This window comes from Lentzea sp. NPDC058436 (assembly GCF_042721515.1).
Lineage (GTDB): Bacteria > Actinomycetota > Actinomycetes > Mycobacteriales > Pseudonocardiaceae > Lentzea.
The window spans coordinates 1,430,297-1,453,793 of record NZ_JBHXLF010000001.1; the positions used below are offsets into that span (position 1 = coordinate 1,430,297).

Annotated in this window: 18 protein-coding genes; 11 read left to right on the plus strand and 7 right to left on the minus strand. The window is 70.5% G+C overall.

The genetic code is table 11. The annotated features are described in order from the left end of the window. Positions 1 to 312: 312 nt before the first annotated feature. Together ACFWN2_RS05840 and ACFWN2_RS05845 are read left to right on the plus strand one after the other, a co-directional pair. Positions 313 to 1,002 (plus strand): response regulator transcription factor, encoded by a 690-nt coding sequence (locus ACFWN2_RS05840; protein ID WP_382425121.1) that lies wholly within the window; start codon positions 313 to 315, stop codon positions 1,000 to 1,002. Continuing rightward, positions 999 to 2,237, plus strand: a complete 1,239-nt coding sequence (locus ACFWN2_RS05845; RefSeq protein ID WP_382425122.1) for a sensor histidine kinase — start codon at positions 999 to 1,001, stop codon at positions 2,235 to 2,237. The genes ACFWN2_RS05840 and ACFWN2_RS05845 overlap by 4 nt, the downstream gene beginning before the upstream one ends. A 45-nt stretch (positions 2,238 to 2,282) precedes the next feature. On the opposite strand, the gene ACFWN2_RS05850 is transcribed toward ACFWN2_RS05845, so the two are convergent. Continuing rightward, positions 2,283 to 3,779, minus strand: coding sequence for an aromatic amino acid ammonia-lyase (locus ACFWN2_RS05850; protein ID WP_382425123.1), 1,497 nt, complete (start codon positions 3,777 to 3,779; stop codon positions 2,283 to 2,285). 63 nt (positions 3,780 to 3,842) lie between these two features. On the opposite strand from ACFWN2_RS05850, the gene ACFWN2_RS05855 reads away from it, so the two are divergent. From ACFWN2_RS05855 to ACFWN2_RS05880, 6 genes are read left to right on the plus strand one after another with little or no spacing between them, the layout of a single operon-like run. Then, a complete protein-coding gene (locus tag ACFWN2_RS05855) occupies positions 3,843 to 5,384 on the plus strand; it encodes an NAD(P)-binding domain-containing protein (RefSeq protein WP_382425124.1) in 1,542 nt (513 codons plus the stop codon). Beyond that, complete coding sequence (locus tag ACFWN2_RS05860) at positions 5,371 to 6,822, plus strand: class I adenylate-forming enzyme family protein (protein ID WP_382425125.1); 1,452 nt, start codon at positions 5,371 to 5,373, stop codon at positions 6,820 to 6,822. Before ACFWN2_RS05855 ends, ACFWN2_RS05860 begins: the two co-directional genes overlap by 14 nt. A gap of 11 nt (positions 6,823 to 6,833) precedes the next feature. Next, positions 6,834 to 8,372 (plus strand): NAD(P)-binding domain-containing protein, encoded by a 1,539-nt coding sequence (locus ACFWN2_RS05865; RefSeq protein WP_382425126.1) that lies wholly within the window; start codon positions 6,834 to 6,836, stop codon positions 8,370 to 8,372. Continuing rightward, positions 8,369 to 9,364 (plus strand): alpha-hydroxy acid oxidase, encoded by a 996-nt coding sequence (locus ACFWN2_RS05870; protein WP_382425127.1) that lies wholly within the window; start codon positions 8,369 to 8,371, stop codon positions 9,362 to 9,364. Before ACFWN2_RS05865 ends, ACFWN2_RS05870 begins: the two co-directional genes overlap by 4 nt. After that, positions 9,358 to 10,653 (plus strand): cytochrome P450, encoded by a 1,296-nt coding sequence (locus tag ACFWN2_RS05875; protein WP_382425128.1) that lies wholly within the window; start codon positions 9,358 to 9,360, stop codon positions 10,651 to 10,653. Before ACFWN2_RS05870 ends, ACFWN2_RS05875 begins: the two co-directional genes overlap by 7 nt. 16 nt (positions 10,654 to 10,669) lie before the next feature. Beyond that, positions 10,670 to 11,947: a cation:proton antiporter gene (locus tag ACFWN2_RS05880; RefSeq protein ID WP_382425129.1), complete on the plus strand. Its 1,278-nt coding sequence runs from the start codon at positions 10,670 to 10,672 to the stop codon at positions 11,945 to 11,947. On the opposite strand, the gene ACFWN2_RS05885 is transcribed toward ACFWN2_RS05880, so the two are convergent. The 3 genes from ACFWN2_RS05885 to ACFWN2_RS05895 are packed head-to-tail and all read right to left on the minus strand — an operon-like array spanning position 11,919 to position 15,640. Next, positions 11,919 to 13,031 carry a glycosyltransferase gene (locus ACFWN2_RS05885; protein WP_382425130.1) on the minus strand — a complete coding sequence of 371 codons (1,113 nt, stop codon included), beginning with the start codon at positions 13,029 to 13,031 and terminating at the stop codon, positions 11,919 to 11,921. The genes ACFWN2_RS05880 and ACFWN2_RS05885 overlap by 29 nt on opposite strands. Positions 13,032 to 13,067: 36 nt before the next feature. Continuing rightward, entirely contained in the window at positions 13,068 to 13,934 is an 867-nt protein-coding gene (locus ACFWN2_RS05890) for a hypothetical protein (protein ID WP_382425131.1), read from the minus strand. 53 nt (positions 13,935 to 13,987) lie between these two features. Next, positions 13,988 to 15,640: a choice-of-anchor B family protein gene (locus ACFWN2_RS05895; protein ID WP_382425132.1), complete on the minus strand. Its 1,653-nt coding sequence runs from the start codon at positions 15,638 to 15,640 to the stop codon at positions 13,988 to 13,990. Between the two features lie 133 nt (positions 15,641 to 15,773). Between ACFWN2_RS05895 and ACFWN2_RS05900 the strand changes: the two genes are divergently transcribed. From ACFWN2_RS05900 to ACFWN2_RS05910, 3 genes are all read left to right on the plus strand, one after another. Beyond that, entirely contained in the window at positions 15,774 to 17,219 is a 1,446-nt protein-coding gene (locus tag ACFWN2_RS05900; RefSeq protein WP_382425133.1) for a phenylacetate--CoA ligase family protein, read from the plus strand. A gap of 131 nt (positions 17,220 to 17,350) precedes the next feature. Further along, positions 17,351 to 17,779, plus strand: a complete 429-nt coding sequence (locus ACFWN2_RS05905) for a peptidase inhibitor family I36 protein (RefSeq protein WP_382425134.1) — start codon at positions 17,351 to 17,353, stop codon at positions 17,777 to 17,779. A gap of 182 nt (positions 17,780 to 17,961) precedes the next feature. Then, positions 17,962 to 18,891, plus strand: coding sequence for an ArsR/SmtB family transcription factor (locus ACFWN2_RS05910; protein ID WP_382425135.1), 930 nt, complete (start codon positions 17,962 to 17,964; stop codon positions 18,889 to 18,891). Here ACFWN2_RS05910 and lnt read toward each other — a convergent pair. The 3 genes from lnt to ACFWN2_RS05925 form a co-directional block, all read right to left on the minus strand. Then, the gene (lnt, locus tag ACFWN2_RS05915) at positions 18,868 to 20,337 is read right to left on the minus strand and encodes an apolipoprotein N-acyltransferase (protein WP_382425136.1); all 1,470 of its coding nucleotides are present in this window, start codon (positions 20,335 to 20,337) and stop codon (positions 18,868 to 18,870) included. The genes ACFWN2_RS05910 and lnt overlap by 24 nt on opposite strands. Next, positions 20,324 to 21,736, minus strand: a complete 1,413-nt coding sequence (gene mptB / locus ACFWN2_RS05920) for a polyprenol phosphomannose-dependent alpha 1,6 mannosyltransferase MptB (protein WP_382425137.1) — start codon at positions 21,734 to 21,736, stop codon at positions 20,324 to 20,326. The genes lnt and mptB overlap by 14 nt, the downstream gene beginning before the upstream one ends. A 100-nt stretch (positions 21,737 to 21,836) precedes the next feature. After that, positions 21,837 to 23,423 (minus strand): sigma-70 family RNA polymerase sigma factor, encoded by a 1,587-nt coding sequence (locus ACFWN2_RS05925; protein ID WP_382425138.1) that lies wholly within the window; start codon positions 23,421 to 23,423, stop codon positions 21,837 to 21,839. Between the last annotated feature and the right edge of the window lie 74 nt (positions 23,424 to 23,497).

Below are 23,497 nucleotides of genomic sequence, written 5' to 3' on the forward strand. Positions count from 1 at the left end.
GGCGGGCTCGGCGCGCGGGCGGGCGCGCCCCCCGCCGGGGGGGCCGGCCGCCCCCCCCCCCCCCTCCCCCGCGCCGCCCGCGGGTACCCCCTTAAATATGCGCCGGGGGCCCCCCGCCCCCCCCACGACCCGGTTTCACATGTTGAAGTTTGCTGTGCGGGCCTGCGGATGCGCGCGTTCCGCGTGAACGCGGGAATTCCGCTGCACCCGGCGTTGTGATCAGATCTGTGAATTTCCCGGTGCCTGTCCATTGCCTGTTGCCCGGTACCGCCGACCTGGTTCGGCCCTGCCCAGGCGGGCATTGTGGTTGCCGTGCGGGCATCTTCGAAGATCCGATCGGTCCACCGCTCCCGGTTGCTGCTCGTGGACGACGACCGGGAACTGGTGGAGCTGCTCGCCGCGGTGCTGCGCGGCGAGGGTTATGACGTCGACGTCGCCCTGGACGGGCAACGCGGACTGCACCTCGCGCTCACCCACCCGTACGACGTGGTGGTGATCGACCGCGGCCTGCCGGTGATCGACGGGCTGGACCTGTTGTCCCGGTTGCGTTCCCGGTCCGTGCGGACGCAGGCGCTGATGCTCACCGCGATGGGGTCCGTCCGCGACAAGATCGACGGCCTCGACGCCGGCGCCGACGACTACCTGACCAAGCCGTTCGACCTCGGCGAGCTCATCGCGCGACTGCGGGCCCTGTGCCGCCGCGCCGCGGAGCTCGCCGCCGTCCTGCGGATCGGCGCCGGCCGCCTGGAGCTCGAACAACACCAGGTCGTGCTGCCCGACGGCGAGAAGGTCCCGCTCACCACCAGGGAGTTCGCGCTGCTGAGAGTGCTCGCCACGCACCCCGAGACCGTGCACACCCGTGCGGCGCTGCGGCGCACGGTGTTCCAGGACGCACCCTCCCAGTCCATTGTGGACACCTACGTCCACTACCTGCGGTCCAAGGTGGGCCGCTCGGTGGTGCAGACGGTGCAGGGCATCGGCTACCGGTTGGGGGCGCTGTGAGGGCGTGGGCCGAGGCGGAACGCGCGGAGGTCCGCCGCGCGCGACTGCGGGTGAGCGTGCTGGTGGGCCTGGCGATCACGCTGATGATCACGTTCGTGGGCGCGATCGCGTACGTCGTGATGGCGCACTCGCAGGAAACCCAGGTGGCACGCGAACTCCGCTACAACGCGGTCTACGGCGTGCCCGGCATCGCACCGAGGTGCGCCTGGGTCTTCGTGCTGGAGGACGGCGAACTGCACCTCGGCCCCTTGGAGGTACCGGCCGGCTTCCCCCTGCGCGACGACGTGTGGTCGGTGCACGCATCGGGTGCGTCACTCTCCCGGGACATGTCCGCGAACGGCACCGAGTACCGCGTGCTCACCGCACCGGGCGCCGACGGCACGACGGTGCAGGCGGTGTTCGACATGCGCTACCAGCTCTCCGACCGCGCACACCTGGTGCAGGCCCTGGCGATCGCCCTGGCAGCGGGCCTGCTGGTGGCCGCGCTGATCGGCCTGACCGTCAGTCGCCGCACAGTCGCCCCGTGGGCGGAGGCACTCGCACGGCAACGCCGGTTCGTCACCGACGCCAGCCACGAACTCCGCACCCCGATAGCCCGCGCCTACCTGCGAGCCCAACTCCTCGCCGCAGGCCTGCCCGCCGACCAGCGCACCGACCTGGACGCGCTGGCCAAGTCGATCCGCGGCCTCGCCGATGTCGTCGACGATCTGCTGGCGTCCGCGCAGTTGCACTCGCAGCCTGATCGTTCGCCCGTCGACCTGGCCGATGTGGCCGAGGCCGCCGTGGTCGGCGAGACCGAACGTGCCACCGCGCGGCGGATCACCCTGTCGCTCGACCACCCCGGGCATCCGCTGGTGGTGGTCGGGATCGAGACCGGGCTGCGCCGGGCCGTGGACGAGCTGCTGGCCAACGCCGTGCGGCACACGCCTGAGGGTGGGCGGATCTCGGTGGGGGTGCGGGCTGTCGCCGGGGTGGTGGAGTTGGTGGTCGCCGACACCGGGTCCGGGTTCGAGCCCGCGGAGGCGGAGCGGTTGTTCGAGCGGTTCCACCGCGGAGGTGGGGAGGGGCGGTTCGGGTTGGGGCTCGCTTTGGTGCGGGAGATCGTGAGCGGGCACGGCGGGAGTGTGGAGGCCGTGGGGGCGCCTGGGGTGGGGGCTCGGTTCACGTTGCGGATACCGGTGGCGGAGGTTGGGGATTCGGTGGTTCGGGAGCGGGTGACGAGCGTCTGCCCGTGAGGGCGGGGGAAGCGCCCGCAAGACCGCTCCCCCACGAGCGCTCTCTCACCACTCCCCGCCGACCACCACCTCCGCCGCCACCCGAACATCCGCGTCCAACGGCCGATCCGGATCCACCGGCTCGATGACGCCGGCCAGCGCGTCCAGCAAAGCCGCACACCGAGGCGAGGTGGGCCGACGCCCACCAACGTGCACGGCCTGCCGCAGCCCAAGCGCGAGCGACCCGCACAGCAGCCGCAGCAACTCGGCGAGGTCGTAGGCGCGCAGAGCGGCCTGGGTGCCGAACGGCACCACGTCCTGGTTGTGCAGGTTCGTCGGCAGGCTCTGGGTGCTGGCCGGCAGGACGCCCCGCCTGATCTCCGCCACGAACGCCGTCGTGGCGAGTTGGACGCCCTGCAAGCCGTGTTGCTGACCGGGGCCGGCGGCGAGCATGGGCGGCAGACCCGTGTTGCGGGCCGGGTCCACGAGGAGGTCCAACTGGCGTTCGGCCAGGTTGCCGAGGGACGCGGTGACCATGGCGAGGACGTCGGCGGCGAACGCGGCCGGTTGGCCGAAGAAGTTGCCGCCGTGGGCGACGAGGTCGTCGTCGGGGAAGAACAGCGGGTTGTCGCTGACGCCGCCGAGGTCCGCGGCGACGACGCTGTCCACGTAGCGGAGAGCGTCTTCCGCTGCGCCGAGGAGTTGGGGTGAGCAGCGGATGCTGTAGGGCTCCTGCAGTGCGCGTTTGCCGCTCGGTACGGCGCCGTCCAGCATGGAGCGCATCCAAGACGCTGCGGTCTGGGCGCCGGGGTGGCCGAACGCCGAGATCAGGCGCGGGTCGGTGAAGCCGGGGTCGGCGCCGAGGACGTCCACCAGCAGGCAGGTCAGGTCTGCCAGGGCTCGGTGGGAGGCTCGGACCGACGTCAGTGCCAGTGCCGCGGCGGCGGTGGTGACGGAGGTGCCGTTGACCAGGGCCAGGGCGTCGCGGCCGTCCAGCACCAGCGGTTCCAGGCCGGTGGACTCCAGCGCTGATGACGCGGGCAGGCGGACGCCGTCGACGTACGCGTGGCCGCGGCCGCGCAGTGCCTGGGCCGCGTAGGCGAGAGGGATGAGGTCACCGCTAGCGCCCACGGAGCCGTAGCGCGGGACGGCCGGGACGAACGTGGTCGCGAACATCGCCGAGAGGCCCGAGACGACGTGCGCGGAGACGCCGGACAGGCCCTGGGCCAGTGACCAGGTGCGGACCAGCAGGGCGGCGCGGGTGATGTCGAGGGGCAGGTCGGGGCCCTGGCCCGCGCCGAGGTGTGCGAGGGTGTTGTCGCACTGGTCGGCCTCGGTGGACCGGCCCGCGAAGCCCACCAGGGCGCCGAATCCCGTCTTGGCGCCGTAGACCGGGCGTTCGTCGTCGGCGAGCACGGTGCGCAGGTACGCGCGGCCGCGTTCGACCCGGTCGAGGACCGAGGAGCCGACGAGCACGGGTAGCGGCGCCGCGGCGCGCAGCAGGTGCGCGGGAGTCAGGGGCGAGCCCAGGTCCACGGACGTGTCTGAAGCGGTCGTGGTCACCTGACGGACGGTAGGCAGCCGATCTCAGAAAGTTCTGAGATCGCGTGGGTAGCTTCCCCGGTCATGGCGTACGACTACCTGATCATCGGCGCGGGACCGGCCGGTTTGCAGCTCGCCGCACTGCTCCAGCGCGACGGTCGTGACTACGCCGTCCTGGAGCGCGGCGGCGGGGCGGGCACGTTCTTCACGCGGTATCCGCGGCACCGCAAGCTCATCTCCATCAACAAGGTCCACACCGGGTTCACCGACCCGGAGCAGCGCATGCGGATGGACTGGAACTCGCTGCTGCTGGACGACCCCGAGCTGCTGTTCACCCGCTACTCGCCCAAGTACTTCCCGGACGCCGACGACATCGTCCGCTACTTCCAGGACTGCGCGAACGGCCTCAACGTCCAGTACGACGTCGACGTCACGAGCATCTCCCGCGACGACAACGGGTTCGTCGTCCAGGCTCAGGACAGGACCTGGCACGCGAAGAACCTGGTGATGGCCACCGGCGTCTCCCAGCTCTACGTGCCGGAGATCCCCGGCATCGAACACACCGAGCGCTACGACACGTTCGACACGGACCCCGAGTCGTTCACCGACCAGCGGGTGCTCGTGATCGGCAAGGGCAACTCGGGCTTCGAGACCGCCGACGCGCTGGTCGAGCACGCGGCCGTCATCCACGTCGCCGGGCCGCACTCGGTGAAGCTCGCCTGGCAGACGCACTACGTCGGGCACCTGCGGGCGGTGAACAACAACTTTCTCGACACCTACCAGCTCAAGAGCGAGAACGCGGTCATCGACGGCACGATCGAACGCATCGAGCGCAAGCCCGAAGGCGGTTTCCGAATCCAGTTCCGGTACGCGCGCACGGTCGAGAAGGTCCGCGAGCTGGAGTACGACCGGATCATCGCGTGCACCGGGTTCCGGTTCGACGCCTCGATCTTCGCCGGCGACACGAAGCCCGCGCTGATCATCAAGGACCGGTTCCCCGAGCTGTCGCCGGCGTTCGAGTCGACGAACGTGCCGGGGCTGTACTTCGCGGGCACGATCACGCAGTCGCGCGACTTCAAGAAGTCGACCAGCGGGTTCATCCACGGCTTCCGCTACGGCGCCCGCGCGCTGCACCGCGTCCTGAGCGCCCGCAACCACGAGACCCCCTGGCAGGGCACGGATCTGGAGCTCTCGCCGGACGCCATCAGCGACGCGATCATCGCCAGGGTCAACACGTCCTCGTGCCTGTGGCAGCAGTTCGCGGTCATGGGCGACGTGGTGAGCGTCCACGACGACACCGCGCGGTTCTCGGAGGAGGTGCCGGTCGCGTACGTGCTGGACGGCGGACTCGGCCCGGCCGAGCACCGGTTCGTCACCACGCTGGAGTACGGGCCCGACCACGACACCGTGGACCCGTTCGACATCACCGTCCCGCGCGTCGCCGAGAACGACGCCGTCAACGCCGCCGACGCGAGCTACCTGCACCCGGTGGTCCGCTACTACCGAGACGGGACGCTGGCCGCGACGCACCACCTGGCCGAGAACCTGGAGAACCACTGGGACATGCCGGAGGTGCACCAGCAGCCGCTCGTGGTGTTCGTGAAGGAATGCCTTGCCGGCGCGTGACACCGAGCCGTTCCCGCGCGCGGTGCTCGACGTGCTCGCCGCCGCCGGGGAACGGCCGGTGTTCGAGCACGGCACCCGCGTGGTGACCGGCGGCGAGATGCTCGACCTGGTAGCGCGGATCGCGACCGGGTTGCGCGCCAAGGGGATCGGGCCCGGCGACGGGCTCGCGCTCCTGCTCGGCGTGCATCCGGAGGCGTTCGCGGCGATCCTCGCGGGACACGTGGTGGGAGCGCGGGTGGTGGGGGTGCGGCCCGGGCTGACGGAGGCCCAGGTCGCCCACCTGCTCGGGCTCGACATCGCGGCGGTGGTGACGGACTCGGCGGGAGGGATGGCAGGAGCGGCGTCGGTGACGGACGAGGCTCCGGTGACGGACGCGGGCCAGGCGCCGGTTCGCCTCACCGTCTCGGACCTGCTCACCCACGCCGCCGAACCGTTGCGGTGCGACGGCCGCCCGGACGACATAGCCCGCCTCATCCACACCAGCGGCAGCACCGGCGCCCCCAAGGCCTGCGCCCAGACCTACGCCTCGATGACCAACGCCTGGGCCGCGCACCCGCAAGCCTGGCCTCCCGCGATCCGGGACCTGGCCTCGCGACTGGACCGCTACCTCGTGTTCGGATCGCTGTCGAGCCAGGTGATGTTCGAGTACGCGATCCTCACCCTCACCGCGGGCGGCACGGTCGTGGTCGCCGACAACCCGGCCGACGCCATCACGCGGCTCAGGGCCACCGCCCGCGTGATCACCGTGCCGGGCCTGGCCAAGCTCGTCGCGGCCCAGCAGCACGACCCCGCGGACCTGTCGACGCTGAAGGCGCTCCTGGTCTCCGGCTCTCCCCTGACCCCCGAACGCCACCGCGAGGCCCTGGCCACCCTGGGACCGGTCCTCTTCCACGGCTACGGGCAGACCGAGACCGGCATGATCTCGATGGCCACGCCCACCGATCCCCCTGGCACGGTGGGAAGACCGCCGGTCGACGTCGAGATCCGCGACGGCGAGCTCTACGTCCGCACGCCGGGCCAGGCCAGGGAGTACTGGGCGAACCCGCACGAGACCGCCGAGATCTTCGTGGACGGCTGGGTCCGCACCCGCGACCTCGGCCGGTTCGACGACGACGGCCACCTGCGCCTGACCGGCCGGGCCCGCGACGTCGTGATCGTCAACGCGAACCTGCACTACGTCGGCCCGATCGAGCAGGTCCTCGCCGAGCACCCGGACGTCGCGGAGGCCTACGTCGTCGCGGTGCCGGACGACGAGACCGGCGAGGCAGTGCACGCGTTCGTGGTCCCCAGGGCCGGCCGCGTCCCGCCGCTCGACGAGATCCGGGAGCTCGTGACCGCACGGCTTGGTGCGGCCTGCGCTCCCGTGCGCGTCACCGCGATCTCCGAACCTCCCGTCGCTCCCAGCGGCAAACCCGACAAGCGTCAGCTCACCGCGTGAAGGAGAACGTCGTGTCCACCGAGGTAACGACCGAGTGTCTCGTGATCGGCGCCGGCCCGGCGGGGTTGCAGGCGTCCTACCTGCTCAAACAGGACGGACGCGATCACCTGGTGCTAGAGGCGGGCCAGGCCGCGGGGACGTTCTTCACCCGTTTCCCCCGGCACCGCCAGCTGATCTCCATCAACAAGGTCTACACGGGCTGGGACGACCCGGAGCTGAACCTGCGCGTCGACTGGAACTCGTTGCTGTCCGACGATCCGGCGCTGCTGTTCACCGGCTACACCCCGCGCTACTTCCCCAACGCCGACGACATGGTCCGCTACCTCGGCGACTTCGCCGTCAAGAACGACCTGCCCGTCCGGTACGACACCAAGGTCGTCTCGGTGACGCGGCCGGACGACTTCGTGGTGCGCGACCAGCACGGCGGCACCTACCGGGCGAAGCGGATCATCGTCGCGACCGGTGTCTCGCAGCCGTACGTGCCTGAGATCGACGGCGTCGAGCACGCCGAGCACTACTACGACGTGTCCGTCGACCCGCAGGACTTCACGAACAAGAGGGTGCTGATCATCGGGCGCGGCAACTCCGCGTTCGAGACGGCCGACGCGCTGATGGAGACCACGTCGGTCATCCACGTCGCGGGGCCGGGGTCGCTGAAGCTCGCGTGGCAGACGCACTTCGTCGGCCACCTGCGGGCCGTGAACAACAACTTCCTCGACACCTACCAGCTCAAGTCGCAGAACGCGTTGCTGGACGGGCACATCGCGGGCATCCGCCGCGACGGCGACGGCTACCTCGTGAAGGTCAGCTTCCAGCGGGTCAACGAGGTGATCAAGGAGATCCGGTACGACCGGGTGATCCTCGCGACCGGGTTCCGGTTCGACGCCTCGATCTTCGCGCCGGAGTGCCGCCCGCAGCTCACGATCAGGTCGCGGTTCCCGGACCAGACGGCGGCGTGGGAGTCGGTGAACGTCCCCGACCTGTTCTTCGCGGGCACGATCACGCAGATGCGCGACTTCAAGAAGTCGACCAGCGGGTTCATCCACGGCTTCCGCTACGGAGTGCGCGCCCTGCACCGCATCAACGAGCAGCGCTATCACGGCGTGGACTGGCCGAGCCGGTCGGTGGAGGACGTCACCGAGGCGATCATCGAGCGGGTCAACCGGACGTCCGCGCTGTGGCAGCTGTTCGGGTTCCTCGCCGACGTCGTGCTGACCGGCAGGGACGGCACGACCCGCTACCTCGAAGAGGTTCCCGTCGCGCACCTGCACGAGGCCGTGGAGCGCGGCGAGTTCGGCGACGTCGAGTCCTACCTGACGGTCACGCTGGAGTACGGCGCCGACCACGACAAGGTCAACCCGTTCGACATCACCGCCGGGCGCAACTCGCAGGACGACACCAGCGGGCTCGACGGCCGCTACCTGCATCCCGTCGTGCGGCGGTTCCGCGCGGGCGTGCTGGTCGACGAGCACCACATCACCGAGAACCTCGAGAACGAGTGGGACAGCGACACCGTCCACAAGGCACCGTTGCGGGAGTACCTGAGGTGAACCCGGTGCTCGCGGAGCTGCACGACAAGGCACGCGCGGTGCTCGACCCCGTCCACTACGACTTCTTCGCGGGCGGGGTCGGGGACGAGGTCGTGCTCGCGGAGAACGAGGCCGCGTTCCGGCGTCTCGCCCTGCTGCCGAGGGTGTTGCGGGGCGAGGAGATCAGCGACGACTTCCCGGTGATGATCTCGCCGACCGCGTTCCACAGGCTCGCCCACCCCGACGGCGAACTGGCCACGGCGCGAGCGGCCGGGAGCACGACGCTGGTGTCGAGCATGGCCTCGACCGTGCCGATCGCCGACGTCGTGGCGGCCGCGAGCGGGCCCGTCTGGTTCCAGCTGTACGTGCAGCCGGACATGGAGGTCACGGAGGCGTTGGTGCGGCGGGCGGAACGGGCGGGCTGCGCGGCGCTGGTCGTGACGGTCGACTCCCCCGTGTTCGGCCGGCACCGCCGCGACCTCGCGCACGGCTTCCACGACCTGCCACCAGGTCTGGCAGCGGAGAACATGCGCGACCTCGTCGGTCCCGGGCTGCGGAACATCGCGATGTCGCCGGCGGTGTCGTGGAAGCACATCGACCGGCTCCGCGAGATGACGACGCTTCCTTTGTGGGTCAAGGGGGTTCTGCACCCGCAGGACGCACGGCTGGCAGTGGAGCACGGGGTGGCGGGGATCGTCGTGTCGAACCACGGCGGCCGCCAGCTCGACCTCGTGCCGGCGGCGCTCGACGCGTTGCCCGCCGTGGTCGACGCGGTGGCCGGACGGGTGCCGGTCGCGCTCGACGGGGGTGTCCGAAGTGGAGGGGACATCGCGCTGGCACTGGCGTCGGGAGCATCGGTGGTCGGGATCGGCAGGCCCGTGCTGTGGGGCCTGGCGGCGGACGGCGAGCAGGGCGTGCGGCGGGTGCTCGACGTGCTGCGCGACGAGTTCCTGCACGTCCTGACGTTGTGCGGCGGCGAACTGAGCCGGGACATGGTGGTGGCGCGGTGCTGAGCTGGTTGCCCGCACGGGTGGTCGCGTTGCGCGCCAGGGTGTTCGAGAAGGTCAACGGGGACAACGCGATCACGTTCCCGAACGAGCAGGTCGGGCCCGACCGCTTCCAGGAGCTCTACAGCCACCCCGCCGCGAACGGCCGCAGCAGGGGCGCCGGGCTGTCGGACCTGTTCTGGTACTGGCTCTCCCCCGGCCCCGAGGTGCACCAGGAGCACCTGGAGGCCGGGCCGCGCTACGACGACGTGGCCCGTGCGACGCGGACGTTCCTCGCGGGTCCGAGCGACGCGCTGGCGGCGGCCGCCACCCGCTGCACGGCGAAGGTGCTGGACGAGGTGCTCACCGGCCGCGTCACCGAGGTCCGGTTGCGGGACCTGATGATGCCGGTGTGGGCCGAGTACTTCTACGAGCTCGTGTTCGGCGAGCCGTGCCCGCGGCACGCGCGCGACCTGATCGTCGGTCATGCCAACGATGTCGTGACGTCGTTGAAGTGCACCGGTCTGCGGCATCCCGCCCGGCGCGCGCGGCTGACCCGCTACCTGAAGGCACGCCTCGCGGACGTCCGGCACCCGCTGCCGGAGACGTTGTCGGAGACCGAGCAGGTGCACTACCTGCAGGGCACCTACTTCAACACCGCCGTCGTGCAGATGGCCGAGGCGATGGCGCACCTGCTGCTCGCGCTGGCCCAGCACCCGCGGGTGGCGGAACGGGTCGACGACGACAGGTACTTCGCGCACGTGCTGGACGAGACGTTCCGGCTCTTCCCGTTGTTCGGCATCGCGCACCGCATCACGACCGACGACATCGTGCTGGACGAGCACACGTCGTTCCCGGCGGGTTCGGTGCTGTGCTTCAGCTATCCCGCCTACCACGCCACCGGCTACGACAACCCGGACGAGTTCGACCCCGGCCGCTGGGAGTCCACGGCCGCCCGCCACGAGCACCACATCCCGTTCGGCGTCGCCGCCAACCGGCCCTGCCCGGCGTGGCGGCTCTCCCCCATCGCGATGCGGGCGTCCGCCAGGGAGGTCCTGCGGCGCGTGAGCCTGCACTCCACGGTCACGCACACGCGTTCGTTGCCCAGCCGCGGCCCGTGCCTGCTCGTCCGCGACGGTCCGGTGTCCCGGCGTCGGCTGACGTACATGCGGGTGCGCGACCGCTGGGAGGACGTCTGGCGCAGCGTCGTCCAGCTCGTGCTCGGCACCGCGATGGTGCTGCACGCCCACCACCTCCGGCTGGCCGGGCGCTACTTCGACACCCACGACACGCAGGGTTGCCCGGTCCGGCACTGACCACAGGAGATGTCCGGTGAACCAGATCCACTTCGCGTTGCAGGTCTTCGCCGCGCTGGCGGTGGTGCTCGTCGCGACCACCGTGTGCGGGCGCCTGGCCATGCTGATCAAGCAGCCCAGGGTCGTCGGCGAGATGGTCGCCGGTGTCCTGCTCGGGCCCGCGCTGCTCGGCGCGGTCGCACCCGGCGTGCAGGCCCAGCTCTTCCCCGCCGACGTCAAGAGCACCCTGTACGTGCTCAGCACGATCGGCCTTACGTTCTACATGTTCCTCGTCGGGTCCTCTTTGGACCACGGCCTCACCACGGGTGCCAACGCGCGCAAGGCCGGTGTGCTCGCCGTGTCCGGCATCGTGCCCACGTTCCTGCTCGGCGCGGGCGCGGCGGTGCTCTTCTTCGACTCCCTGAGTCCCGAGGGGTCGAGCCTGTGGATCTTCATGCTGTTCCTGGGCGGCGCCCTGTCGATCACCGCGTTCCCCATGCTGGCCCGGATCCTGCAGGAACGCGGCATCGCGAACACCCCGATCGGCGGCCTCACCCTGGTCGCCGCCGCCATCGACGACGCCGTGGCGTGGGGCTTCCTCGCGCTGATCATCGCGGTCGGCGCGTCCGGCAGCCCGTCCGGTGCCGTGCGCACCATCCTCGGAGCGGCGATCTTCGCCGTGCTGATGCTGACGCTCGGCCGCAAGTGGCTCGCCAAGCTCGGTGAGCGCGCCGAACGCGACGGCAAGCTCAGCCGCGACATGGTGGCCGTGATCCTGCTGATCGTCCTGGTCGCCGGCTGGTACACCGACCTCATCGGCGTGTTCTCGGTGTTCGGCGGGTTCATCACCGGGCTCGCGATGCCGAACTCGAAGGTCGTGCGCCAGGAGCTCGACGCCAAGCTCTCCGACCTCAACTCCATCCTGCTGCTGCCGGTGTTCTTCGCGTTCAGCGGCCTCAACACGCGGATCGACGGCTTCGGCTCCGGCGGCGCGCTGTGGTTCCCGCTGGCCGTGATCATGCTGGCCGCGTTCGCCGGCAAGTACCTCGGTTGCGGCCTGGTCGTGAAGGCGCAGGGCTACTCGTGGCGGTACGCGTCGGCGGTCGGCGGCCTGATGAACGCCCGCGGCCTGATGATCCTGATCTTCATCAACATCGGCCTCGCCTACGAGCTGGTGACTCCGGAGTTGTTCGCGATCCTCGTCGCGGTCGCCATCGTCACCACCGCCGCCGCGATGCCGATCTACCGGGCGTCGCTGCCCGACCACCTGGAGGCGCAGGCCGACGTCAAACCGTCCCCCGCACCAGTGCCGTGAGCTGATCGACGACGGCGGCAGGGTCCGGCATCCCCGCGATCTCGGACCTGATCCTCCCCGCCACCTCCCGCGCGGCCGGGTCGTCGAGCAGACGGCCCGCCGCCGCGGCGACGGCGTCCGCGGTGATCTCCGGCCCGACGAGCTTCGCACCCGCGCCCGTCGCGGCCAGCACGTCGGCGTTGACGAACTGGTCGGCGCCCTGCGGCAGCACCAGTTGCGGCAGACCGGCCGCCAGGCTGCCGAGCACCGTGCCGGTTCCGCCGTGGTGCACCACGAGATCGGCCCGCCGCAGCACCTCGGCCTGCGGCACGAAGCCCGCGACCCGAACGTTGGGCGGCACGTCCTCGAACGGCGTACCGGGGCCGAGCGCCACCAGGACGGTCACCGGGAGGCGGGCGAGACCGGCGACCGCCTGCCGCAGCACCTCGGTCGCGGTGTGCGACACCGTGCCGAGGGTCAGGTACACCAACGGTTTCGAGCCGTCGACCTCCGGCATCGGCACGTCCAGGTCGAAGGCCGCCGGTCGCATCCGCAGCACGGTCGGCAGGGCCGCGACGACCGGGTCGCGCACGGTGTCCGGCCACAGGTCGACCACGACGTCGCCCAGCATCAGGTCGGCGGGCTCGGCGCCGTCCCACAACCACGCCATCTCGGAGGCGGCCATCCGCTGGATCTCGGGCGGCATCGAGCGGCCGATCACGTGGGAGGCGAACGGGATCCCCGCGTCCCGCGCGGCCTTCGCGGCACCCACGTCACTCTGCTCGTAGACCACCAGGTCGGGCTGGACGTGGGGCAGCAGAGCGGTCAGGTCCGCAACGGTGGCGCGCGGGAGTACGTCCGCGAACATCGTGATCAGCAGCCGGGGCACGTCGGCGTCGCCGTGCCGCCTGCGCGCCTCCGCTTCGGCGTCGGCGACCGAGATGCCCGACGGGTGGGCCTCGAAGCCCAGTTCACGCACCTTGCCCACGAAGCTCGGACCGGTCGCGAACACGACCTCGTGACCGGCCTGCCGCGCCGCTCGGGCGAGCGGGACCAGGGGGAACAGGTGGCCGAATGCGGGGCGGCACGAGAAGAGGATGCGCACCCCGCCGAGGCTAACGATCTTCCGCTGAGGGCCGTCTCAGCCGACGTCGACCGTGAACGCCGCCCGGTGCACCTTGCCGCCGTGCGCGAACTCCAGGAACAGGCGGTACTCGCCGCGGTCGGCGAACACGGCCTGGAAGCTCAGCTCGCCGTTGTTCAACGGGATCCCCGCCAGCTCGACCGGGTGCAGGTGCGTGGCCGACAGCAACATGGTGTGGAAACCGGTCATGTGCCCGTTGGCGCCGAGGTGCGGCTCCAGCGAGCTGACCGGGGTGCCGTCCGGAGCGCGGATCGACAGCCGCAGCGTCTGCGGGGCCATCGCCCTGGGCTGCTCCGGTTCGTCCACGCGCACCACCGAGTAGCCGTCGGTGGTCACCGCTCCTTCGGACGGCGCGGGCACCGGAACCCACGTCGTGTCACCGGGAACGCTGAACGGCACACCGAGCACCACGGGATGGCGCGCGTCCGCAGTGTCCAGCGGCACGAACTCCGCGAACATCCGGTAGGCGCCACCGTCGGGCAGCGACAGCGTCGTGTGCCAGGTGTCCCCGTCCAGCACGGGGTGCAGGTGCTCGAAGACGAACATGTCCTCGCGGACCGAGAAGAAGTGCATCTGCTTGGTCTGGTTGTCCAGGAACCGGGTGACGGGCCTGTTCGCCGCGTCCAGGATCCGGAACGCCACCGGTACGGCCGTGCCGCGGGCGGCGGGCGTCGTGACGGGCTCGAAGCGGTAGCCGCTCTCCACGTCGGACAGTCCGTCGCTGTGCGCGGCGGGAACAACGGCCCCCATGTTCTGGTGCTGCATCGGGGGTGCGGACCGGGCGAACACCATGTACCCGCCGCCCGCCACGACGGCGGCGGCGAGCAGGACGAACATCCAGTCGACGAGGCTGAGCCTGCGCATGACAACTCCTCGCGGCGCGGGCAGGCGACCTGGGCCGCCCACCCGCGTCAGGGTCAGAACTGAAGACTCCAGGCGTCGAGGTAGCCGACGTCGGAGCTGGCGACGTCCTGCACCTTGAGCTGCCAGGTGCCGGCCGAGTCCTCCGCGGAGGCGTTGACCTCGTAGGTGGTCAGGACGTTGTCGCCCGAGTCGTTGCCGGAACCCTTGAGGCGGAACGAGGTCCCGTCCGGAGCGACGAGGTCGATCACCAGGTCACCGCGATATGGGTGCTTGATGTCGACGTTCACCTTCAGCGCGGCCGGAGCCTTTCCGGGCACGCCCGACACCGCCACGGGCGACGTCACGGCGGCGCCCCTGTCCGGGATCTGCACGTCGGCGGTGTTCTCGAACTTCCCGCCGGAGGGCGGCGGTTCGACGGCGCCGAGGTTGGGCTTCACCACCACCAGGCCCTGCTCGATGCCGTTGACCAGGACGATGCCGCTCGCGAAGTACGGGTAGTTGCTCCACGCCCCGTTGAACTTCGCCTCGTTCGCGGCCGGGTAGATGTCGAAGTAGCCGGCTTCGGTGAGCTGCGCCGAGGCGACACCGCTGACGTCGAGGATTCGCAGGCCCGCCTGGTAGTTGGCCTGGTAGGAGTGCTTGCCCTTGATGTACTGGTTGTGGTCGATCGCGGTGGCGGGCGAGTTGTACACGCCGGTGTGCACGGGGTTCGCCAGTGACGCGAGGTCCCAGATGTAGGTCTTGGTGCGCTTGTCGGTGCCGCGCGACTCGTCCAGCTCGTCGTCGAGCAGGAAGTACCGCTGGTCCTCGGTGAGCCAGCCCTGGTGCGAGTACTGCGCGCCGGAGTAGGCCTTGCGCACGATCTGGACCGGGTTCGCCTTGTCGGTCACGTCGACGATCGTCAGCGTGTCCTCGTTGGAGTTGAAGCAGATCTCCCGGCCCCGGTAGGCCGCGTCCGGGCCGCGGTAGACGACGCACTGGTTGTCGTGCGTGTAGCCGTCCTGCGCGACGCAGCCCGCGTTCTTCGGCTGCTTCGGCGTGCGGATGTCGACCATGTGCGGGCCGCCGCTGCACGTGTTGGAGCCGATCGCGTACGCGTACCCGGTCTCCTCGTTGATCGCGATGTTGTGCGCCGGGCCGAACTCCTTGTACAGGGTGTCGGCGGTGAACGTCTGCGGCGTCGTGACCGTCCGCAGGCGCGTCAGGTCGAACACCTGCATGCCGTGACCGGTGATGAAGTCGGCGACGATGAACGCGTGGTCCTTGTAGACCTTCATGTCCCGCCACGAGCTGCTGCCGCCGTTCGACGGCAGGTTGCCCAGGAACTTCGGTGCCGTCGGCGTGCTGACGTCGACGAACGCGGTGCCGTTGGTGCGGCCGACGATCGCGTACTCCTTGCCGGAGGACGGGTCGGTCCAGCCCCAGATGTCGTTGCCGTTGCCGCCGCCCATCGCGGACAGGGGCAGCACGCTCAGCAGGTCCACGTTCTTGCAGGGGTAGATGTCGGCCTTGCCGTCCACGCACGGGACGCCGGCGGCGGTGCCGGAGACGGTGTGGCGGTCGGCGGGCAGGTGGTCGGCCAGGAACGTCCTGGCGGCGGCTTGTCCTTCGGCGGTGTTGGGGTCGTGGGCGGAGGCGCCCGTCATCGAGAGGGCGACGACTGAGACCGTCAAGACGGCCAGCGCCCCCATGCGCAGGGATTTCATGAAGTTGGACTCCTTCAGCACCGGAAAGCAGGGGTGTCCGGTCAACCACCGACCGTAGGAGTTGCGAGCACTCCTCGTGAACCCTCGAACGTCTGGTCCGGGTGGAATCGGCCCCGGCCGATACGCTCGGATCATGGACAGCAGTCGGCAGCTCCGCGTGCGCCAGGCGTTCGACGACTTCTTCGCCCCTGGCGAGCCGGAGTCCGGGAGCTGGGTGCTGGACCTGTTCAGGCGCACGGCCGAAACGGTGCCCGCGTACCGGAAGCTGCTGCGGCACAACGGGATCGACGCGGGTGAGATCCGGACGTTCGAGGACTTCCAGCGGTTGCCGTTGCTGGACAAGGCGAGCTACCACGAGCTGTACCCGCTGCCGGAGCTGTGCCGCGACGGCGACCTGAGCGCGCTGGACATGATCGCCGTGTCGTCGGGGTCCAGTGGCAGGCCGACGATCTGGCCGCGGGCGCTGGAGGACGAACTGCAGGTCGCACGCCGGTTCGAGCAGGTGCTGGTGGACGGGTTCCACGCGGACGAGCGCAGGACCCTTGCCGTGGTGTGCTTCCCGCTCGGCACGTGGGTCGGCGGGCTGTTCACGCAGGCGTGCGTGCGCCACCTCGCGGCCAAGGGGTGTCCGATCACGGTGGTGGCGCCGGGGAACAACAAGGCCGAGATCCTGCGGGTGCTGCCGGAGCTGGCGCCGCACTTCGAGCAGGTGGTGCTGATGGGCTACCCGCCGTTCGTGAAGGACGTGGTCGACACCGGGCTCGCGGAGGGCGTGGACTGGCCCGCGTACCGGATCAAGCTCGTGCTGGCGGGTGAGGTGTTCAGCGAGCAGTGGCGTGACCTGGTCTCGCAGCGGGCAGGGATCGCGGACCCGGTCGGTGACGTCGCTTCTCTTTACGGCACAGCGGATTCCGGTGTGCTGGGCAACGAGACGGCGCTGTCGGTGGGCATCCGCCGGTTCTTCGCGGACCGTCCGGACGACGCGCGGGAGGTCTTCGGCGACTCGCGGCTGCCGACGCTCGTGCAGTACGACCCGGCGAGCCGGTTCTTCGAGGTGCACGACGGCACGCTCGTGTTCACGGCGGACGGCGGGATCCCGCTGGTCCGCTATCGGATAGCCGACGAGGGCGGCGTTCTCGGGCACGCCGAACTGCTGGAGTACTGCGCCCGCAACGGTTTCACTCCCCCGCCGGGGCCGGAGCTGCCGTTCGTGTTCCTGTTCGGGCGGACGTTGTTCACGGTGTCGTTCTTCGGCGCGAACGTGTACCCGGAGAACGTGACGGTCGGCCTGGAACAGCCCGGCATCAGCGACACCGTCACCGGCAAGTTCGTGATCGAGTCGGTCGAGGACGAGGACCGGAACCGCTCGTTGCGGATCACCGTCGAGACCGCGCCGGGAGCGACGGCGGACGCGGCCGTGATCGCGGAGGCGATCAGGGACCAGCTGCTGCGGCTCAACAGCGAGTTCGCGCACTACGTCCCGGCCGAGCGACGGCTGCCCGAGGTAGTGCTGCGGCCGCACGGCGATCCCGAGCACTTCCCGGTCGGTGTGAAACACAGGTACACCCGACGAACCTGAAAAGCGCTTTTGCACCACGCAGCAATAGCTTTTCCGGACTTCCCCCACCTGCTTAAAGTGGCGTCGGCCGAATTCATTGCGGGTTAGGGAGGAATCCTTTGAGGTTCGTTCGGCGTTTTGTTCTGGCATTGATGCCGCTCGCGATGCTCTTCTCCGTGGCCCTCGCGGCCCCGAGCGCGCAGGCGGAGGCACCTGACGCGCAGGCCGCCGCCGTCGGCGCGGCGTTCGACTCCGAGACCGGCCAGGCGCTCGCCGCCTGGGACTGCAACACCGGCAACGTCTGCTTCTGGAACGGCTTCGGCGGCACCGGCGGCCGGTGCATGTGGGACGTGGCGGACGCCGACTGGACCTCGGGCACCTACAAGTGCTCCTGGGCCACGACCAAGGAGGTCAAGTCGGTCTACAACCGCGGGACGTCGTCCACCTTCAAGGGCGTCCGGTTCTACCGCAACACCGGCTACAACAACTCGATCGGCTGCACGAAGCAGGGCCAGAAGGGTGACCTCGCCGGCACCTACCAGGTCCGCTCCCACCAGTGGGTCACCGGCAGCTGTGGCTGATCGGCTCGGATAGCACGAGAACCGGTCGCGGGGAACTGGCCCCGCGACCGGTTTTCGTTGCTCGATTCGGCGGAGTGACACGCCCAGTATCGTTATGCGCGGTGACCTGGCCTGGGGAGGTTGCTGTGTTGCGCATCCATTTTTCCGATGGCGATCTGGAGCGTACGCAGGTAGCAGAAAGGGTGGATCCGCTCTGGGAAATGGTGTTCAGCTGGCTTCGGCTGACCGAGTTGGACAGCGGGTTGTTGTTGCAACCCTGGCTGCGTGACATCCGGCGCAACGGCGACCGGCAGGTGATCACGTCCGGCGTCCGCATGCTGTCCGTGCTCGCGCCGCTGGGGCCGTACTTCCCGGACTTCATCACCCCGCCGGAGGGCGCGCAGGGCCTGGGGAGCGCGCTGGCCGCGATCCGGTCCACACCGCGGCACCGGTTGCGGGAGGAGTTCGGGCGGCTGGAGGACGTGCGGCCCGTTCCGGAGTGGACGCGTCCGCTGGCGGCGGGCGACGGCGAGTCGCTCGTGGAGCTGACGGAGGCGCTCACCCGCTACCACCGCGCGGTGATCGAGCCGTACACCGGCCTGATCGAGGAGGCCGTCGAGACCGACCGCGTGCACCGCAACGGCGTGGCGGGCACCGTGGAGGGTCTGCTGCGGGGCATGTGGCCGTTGATGAACTGGCGGGCGGCGACCTCGGTGCTGGAGGTCCAGTACGCGCACGACCGCGACCTGCACCTCAACGGTCGCGGGCTGCGGCTGGTGCCGTCGTACTTCTGCCGCCGCAGTCCCGTCGCGTTCGCCGATCCGGAGCTGCCGCCGACCGTGGTGTACCCGTTGCACCACGACTGGACGTGGCAGCGGCAGCTCGCGAGCGGACGGCGTGAGCAGGGCGCGCTCGCGGCGTTGCTCGGCAACACCCGTTCGGCCGTGCTGGCGGCGGTCGGTGCCGGGGCGACGACGACCGAGCTCGCGGAACGGCTCGGGGCATCCCCGTCGTCGGTCAGCCGGCACACGACCGTCCTGCGGGAGGCGGGGCTGCTGACGACCGAACGGCAGGGGTTGTCCGTGCTGCACCAGCGAACGTTGCTGGGGTCAGCTCTGCTCGGCAAGAACTGAGGACCGGCGGCGCCTCCACAGCCCCAGCGCGCACGCGGCCAGCGCCGCGCCCGTGAGCAGGACGTGGATCGCGCCGCCGAACCTCGTCGCGAACGTGATGTCGTCGCGCAGCGGCACGGTGTCCACCATCAGGTCGTCGGTGAACATCCCTGTCGACTGCACGACGCTGCCGTCCGGGCGGACCACCGCGCTCACGCCGCTGATCGCCGCGACCACGACCGCGCGGCCGTGTTCGATGGCGCGCAGCCGGGCCATGCCGAGCTGCTGGTAGGTCATCTCGCCGCGGCCGTACCAGGCGTTGTTCGTCGGCACGACCAGCAGCTGGGCGCCGGCGGCCGCGCTCTCGCGCAGGACGTAGTCGTAGGCGACCTCGTAGCAGATGCCGACGCCCACACGGGTGCCCGCGATGTCCAGCACGCCCGGTTCGGTGCCCGCGTCGAGGTCGCCCTGGTCCGCGAACGGCGTGAAGATCCGGGCGAGCGGGCGCAGCGGGATGTGCTCGGCGAACGGGACGAGCTCCTGCTTCGCGTACGACTGGCCCGCGCCGGTCTTCGGGTCCCAGGTGATGACGGAGTTCTTGTTGTCCCGCAACGCGCTCACCAGCGTCGGCACGCCCAGGTCGGCGATGGCGCCGTCGAGCACCGGGTCGCGGTCGCCGGTCCTGGTCGCGCTCTCCGGCCACACCACGAGGTCCGGCTTCGGCAACGCGCCGCCGCGGACGAGCGCGGCCAGTTCAGCGGTCTTGCGCAGGTGGTTGGCGCGCAGGGTGGCGTTCTCGTAGAGCAGGCCGAGACCGAGGTCGGGGGCGTTGCCCTGCACGACCGCGACCGTCCGTTCACCGGTCTGCGCCTCGACGGAGATCAGGGGCGTCACGGCCAGTGCGGCGACGACCGGGACCAACGCCCAGGCCCGTGTCCACCTCGGCAGCCAGGCGGCCAGGCCGAAACCGGTGAAGACGACCGCGAACGTCACGAGCGGCGCGCCCCCGATCACGGCGAGCCGCGCGAACGGGCCGTCGACCTGGCCGAACGCGACCCGGCCCCACGGGAAGCCGTTGAACGGGATCAGGCCGCGCAGGGTCTCCTGCAGCACGAACAGCGTCGTCGCCCACACCGGTGCGGCGGGCAGCCTGCCGACCAGCGGGAACAACGCGCAGACGGCGCAGATGAACAACGCCATCAGCGCACTGAGCACGAGCCACGGCCACGGGCCGAAGTCGTTGCCGAGGAAGTGCTGGATCCACCACAGGTGCGGCAGGAAGAACGTCAGGCCGAACACGAACCCGAGTCCGGCGCTGCGCCTCGCGCCTGCGCCCTTGAGCGCCAGCCACAGCACGACGAACGCGGGAACGGCGAGCCACCAGAGCGTGCGCGGCGGGAAGCTCAGCGCCAGCGCGCCGCCCGCCAGTGCCGCCGCGCCGTAGCGGGCGAGATCAGGCTTGCGCAACGGACACCCTCGCCCGGCGCAGGACGAGGTACGCGCCACCGACGAGGGCGATCCCCACGACGTAGGCGGCGACCAGTTCGGGCACGCGGCCGCTGAAGTTGCCCGCGAGCGGCGGCACCAGCAACGCGAACACCCCGGTGAGCACGGCGACCCTCGTCCGCCACGTGCCGTCCGGCAGGCACGCGGCCAGTGGCAGCACGGCCCACAGCAGGTACCACGGCTGGATCACCGGCCCCAGCACCACGATCACGCTCATCATCAACCCCAGCGCCGTCACCTCGGAGATCCCGCCGCGCAGCTGCCGGTGCACCACCACCGCCACGCCGCACAGGATCAGCACGAGCCCTGCGATCCGTGCCGAGGAAATCATCGCCTGACCGCTTTCGGGGCCGAACACCGCACCCGCCAGGTACCCCGGCCAGTTGGTCGGCGCCATCCAGCTGTTCACCTTGGACGGTGTGCCGAGCGCCTGCACCCAGCCGAACCCGGAGCCGCCCGCGAGCGAGGTCACGACGGACACCGTCGCCGCCGCCGCGACCATGGCGAGACCGGCGGCGGTGAACCGGGCCCAGCCGCCGCCCAGCCTGCGGGCGAGAGCGGTGCCGACGACCGCGAGCGCCACGAGTGCGGGGAGCTTGACCTGCGCTCCCAGTCCGATGAGCACGACACCGGCCGTGTACTGCCACCACTTCAGTTCGGGCAACGCGTGCAACGCGACGACGGTGCCGGACAGCATGAGGCCGAGCATCAGCGCGTCGTTGTGCACGCCGCCGATGAGATGCCACAGCACCAACGGGTTCATCACGCCGAGCCACAACGCCGTGCGCTCGTTCGTCCCGGCCAGTTCCGCGAGCCTCGGCACAGCCCACACGACGAGCAGCAGGCCCAGGACGGCCGCGAGCCGGTAGAGGGCGATGCCGAGAACCGGGTTTCCGCCGGTGACCTCGGTGATCGTCCGTTCCACCGTGCTGAACAGCGGCCCGTACGGCGAGGGCGTCTCACGCCAGTAGACGCCGACGCGTGCCACGGCCTCCGCGCTCGCACCGGCCGCCGGGCTCACGACGTTGGGGTCGAAGCCGTTCGCCGCCACCTCGCCCTGGGCCAGGTAGCTGAACACGTCACCGCTGAACAACGGCGGTGCGACCAGCAGCGGGGCGCACCACCAGGCCAGAGTCCGGCGCAGCCAGGTGGCGTCGGGTTTCGTGCGACCGAGCAGCGCCCACGTGAGCACGACCAGCCCGGCACCCGCGATCGCGGCGCCCAGTGCCACCGCACCACCGGCTCTGACGGCCCACGCACCGGCGGTGAGCAGGAGCGCACCGCCGAATCCCGTCCAGCGCAACAGTTCCGGGGTGTCCGTGGTGACCGCGGTCGGCCAGCGGTAGGTGACGGTCTGCACGGTAGGACAGTGCTTTCCGGACGGATCGTCACGCGTCCGACTGTGGTCGCGTTCTCACGTACGACTTCAGGATGATCTTTTCGATTTCGGGTTTCTCCGCTCAACTTCCGGCGAAGTCGTGCGTCATCCACACGGTTCCCTTGGTGTCGCGGATCACGACGATGCCGATGCGGGTGGACGCCTTGCTCAGGATGTTCTTGCGGTGTCCGTCGTTCGGCGGCTTCTCGTCGATCATGCCCTGGGTGAGGCCGAGCGCCATCTTCGAGATCGCCTCGACGTCGTCCTTGACAGGTCCGCCCATGCCGACGTTCTCGGCGACCGAGCTCCACTTCACGCCCGCCGCGGTGCTGCGCTCGCCGAGGCCGCTCTCGCCGGGGCACTGGTGCGACAGGCCGCAGCCGTTGCTCATCATGGCCCTGGTGTGGCGGTCGGCCGCGGTGACCAGCGCCAGGTCGATCTTCAGCGGGGCCAGGCCGTCCTTCGCCCTGGTCTCGTTGATGAGAGCGAGGACGCGCTCCTCCGGCGTGGCCGCGCGGGGTGGTTCGGGCGCCTTGGTGGTCGTGGTCGTCGTCGTGGTGGTGGTCGTCGTTGTCGTGGTGGTGCTGCTGCTCGGCGTCGCGGACGTGGTCTCCGGTTCGGAGGACGACAGCGACGGCGTGGTGCCCGAGAACGCCTGCGTGGTGTTCGGTCCCGCCACGGCGGCGGGCGGGTCGGACGGCAGCAGGAGCACCGCCCCGACCACGCCGACCAGCGCGCAGACCGCCACGGCACCCGCCACCGCCAGCACCGGCTTGCCCGCGGCGAACCCGGCGAGCTTGCTCATCGCACCACCTGACTCCGCGAGGTGCGCGGGTTCGAGGGCGACGGCGTGGGCCACGGGCTCGACGTCGGCGAGGTTCTCCAGCAGCTGCGGCAGGTAGGCGGCCGGCACCACGAGCAGCGCGGCACCGGTCAGGATCCGCTCGACCGGCATCGCGTCGTCCACGCCGCGCCGGCACCGCCCGCACTCGTCGACGTGCCGCAGGAGCCGCTTGCGCCACAACGGGTTCGGCTCACCGTTCCAGCCCTGGGCGGCCCGGTCGAGACCGTCGCACCGCGGTTCCACCGACAGCGCCCGCACCAGGTGCCGGACCGTCTCCAGCCGCCCCTTCAGCCGGCTGACCCGCACCGTCACGGCGTGCGCGTTGAGGTCGAGCGCGTCGGTCACCTCGGCCCTGGTCAGCTGCCCGACGCGTTCGAGCGTCCACAACGCCAGCAGCTCGCGATCCGACGGATCCAGCCACCGCGCGGCCTCGTCGACCTCCCGCCGCTGCTGCGCGAAGTGCAACCGCGACAGGGCGGTCTCGACGAACTCGGCCCCGGGATCGGCCCTGTCGTACTCCTCCAGCGGCGCCGGTGCCAGATCCCGCCGCCGGTAGTGCTCGCGGACCTGGTTGATCGTGACGGCGACCAGCCAGCTGCGGAACCGGTCAGGCTCCCGCAGCGAGTCGAGGCCGCGGATCACCCGGACCATCGTCTCCTGCACGACGTCGTCGACGTCGGAATCGGCGTGCAACGCCCGACCGGCGACGTTGTAGACCAGCGGCAGGCTACCCGCGACCACGGCGTCGAGCGCCGTCCGATCGCCGGCCCGCGCGGCCCGCACCTGCTCCGCGTCCACCTGCCCCAGCCACTCCCGACCCGTCACTTCCGCACCCTTCGCCGACTGGTTCCTGCTTGCCATGGGAGACCGGCGAGTCTCACCGCAGGTCACAGAAACCG

Excerpts from the sequence above, each read along its gene's own strand:
- ACFWN2_RS05890 (WP_382425131.1), bottom strand. The coding sequence starts at position 13,934 with ATGCGCAGGCTCAGCCTCGTCGACTGGATGTTCGTCCTGCTCGCCGCC.
- ACFWN2_RS05895 (WP_382425132.1), bottom strand. The coding sequence starts at position 15,640 with ATGAAATCCCTGCGCATGGGGGCGCTGGCCGTCTTGACGGTCTCAGTC.
- ACFWN2_RS05905 (WP_382425134.1), top strand. The coding sequence starts at position 17,351 with ATGCCGCTCGCGATGCTCTTCTCCGTGGCCCTCGCGGCCCCGAGCGCG.
- ACFWN2_RS05855 (WP_382425124.1), top strand. The coding sequence starts at position 3,843 with ATGGCGTACGACTACCTGATCATCGGCGCGGGACCGGCCGGTTTGCAG.
- ACFWN2_RS05900 (WP_382425133.1), top strand. The coding sequence starts at position 15,774 with ATGGACAGCAGTCGGCAGCTCCGCGTGCGCCAGGCGTTCGACGACTTC.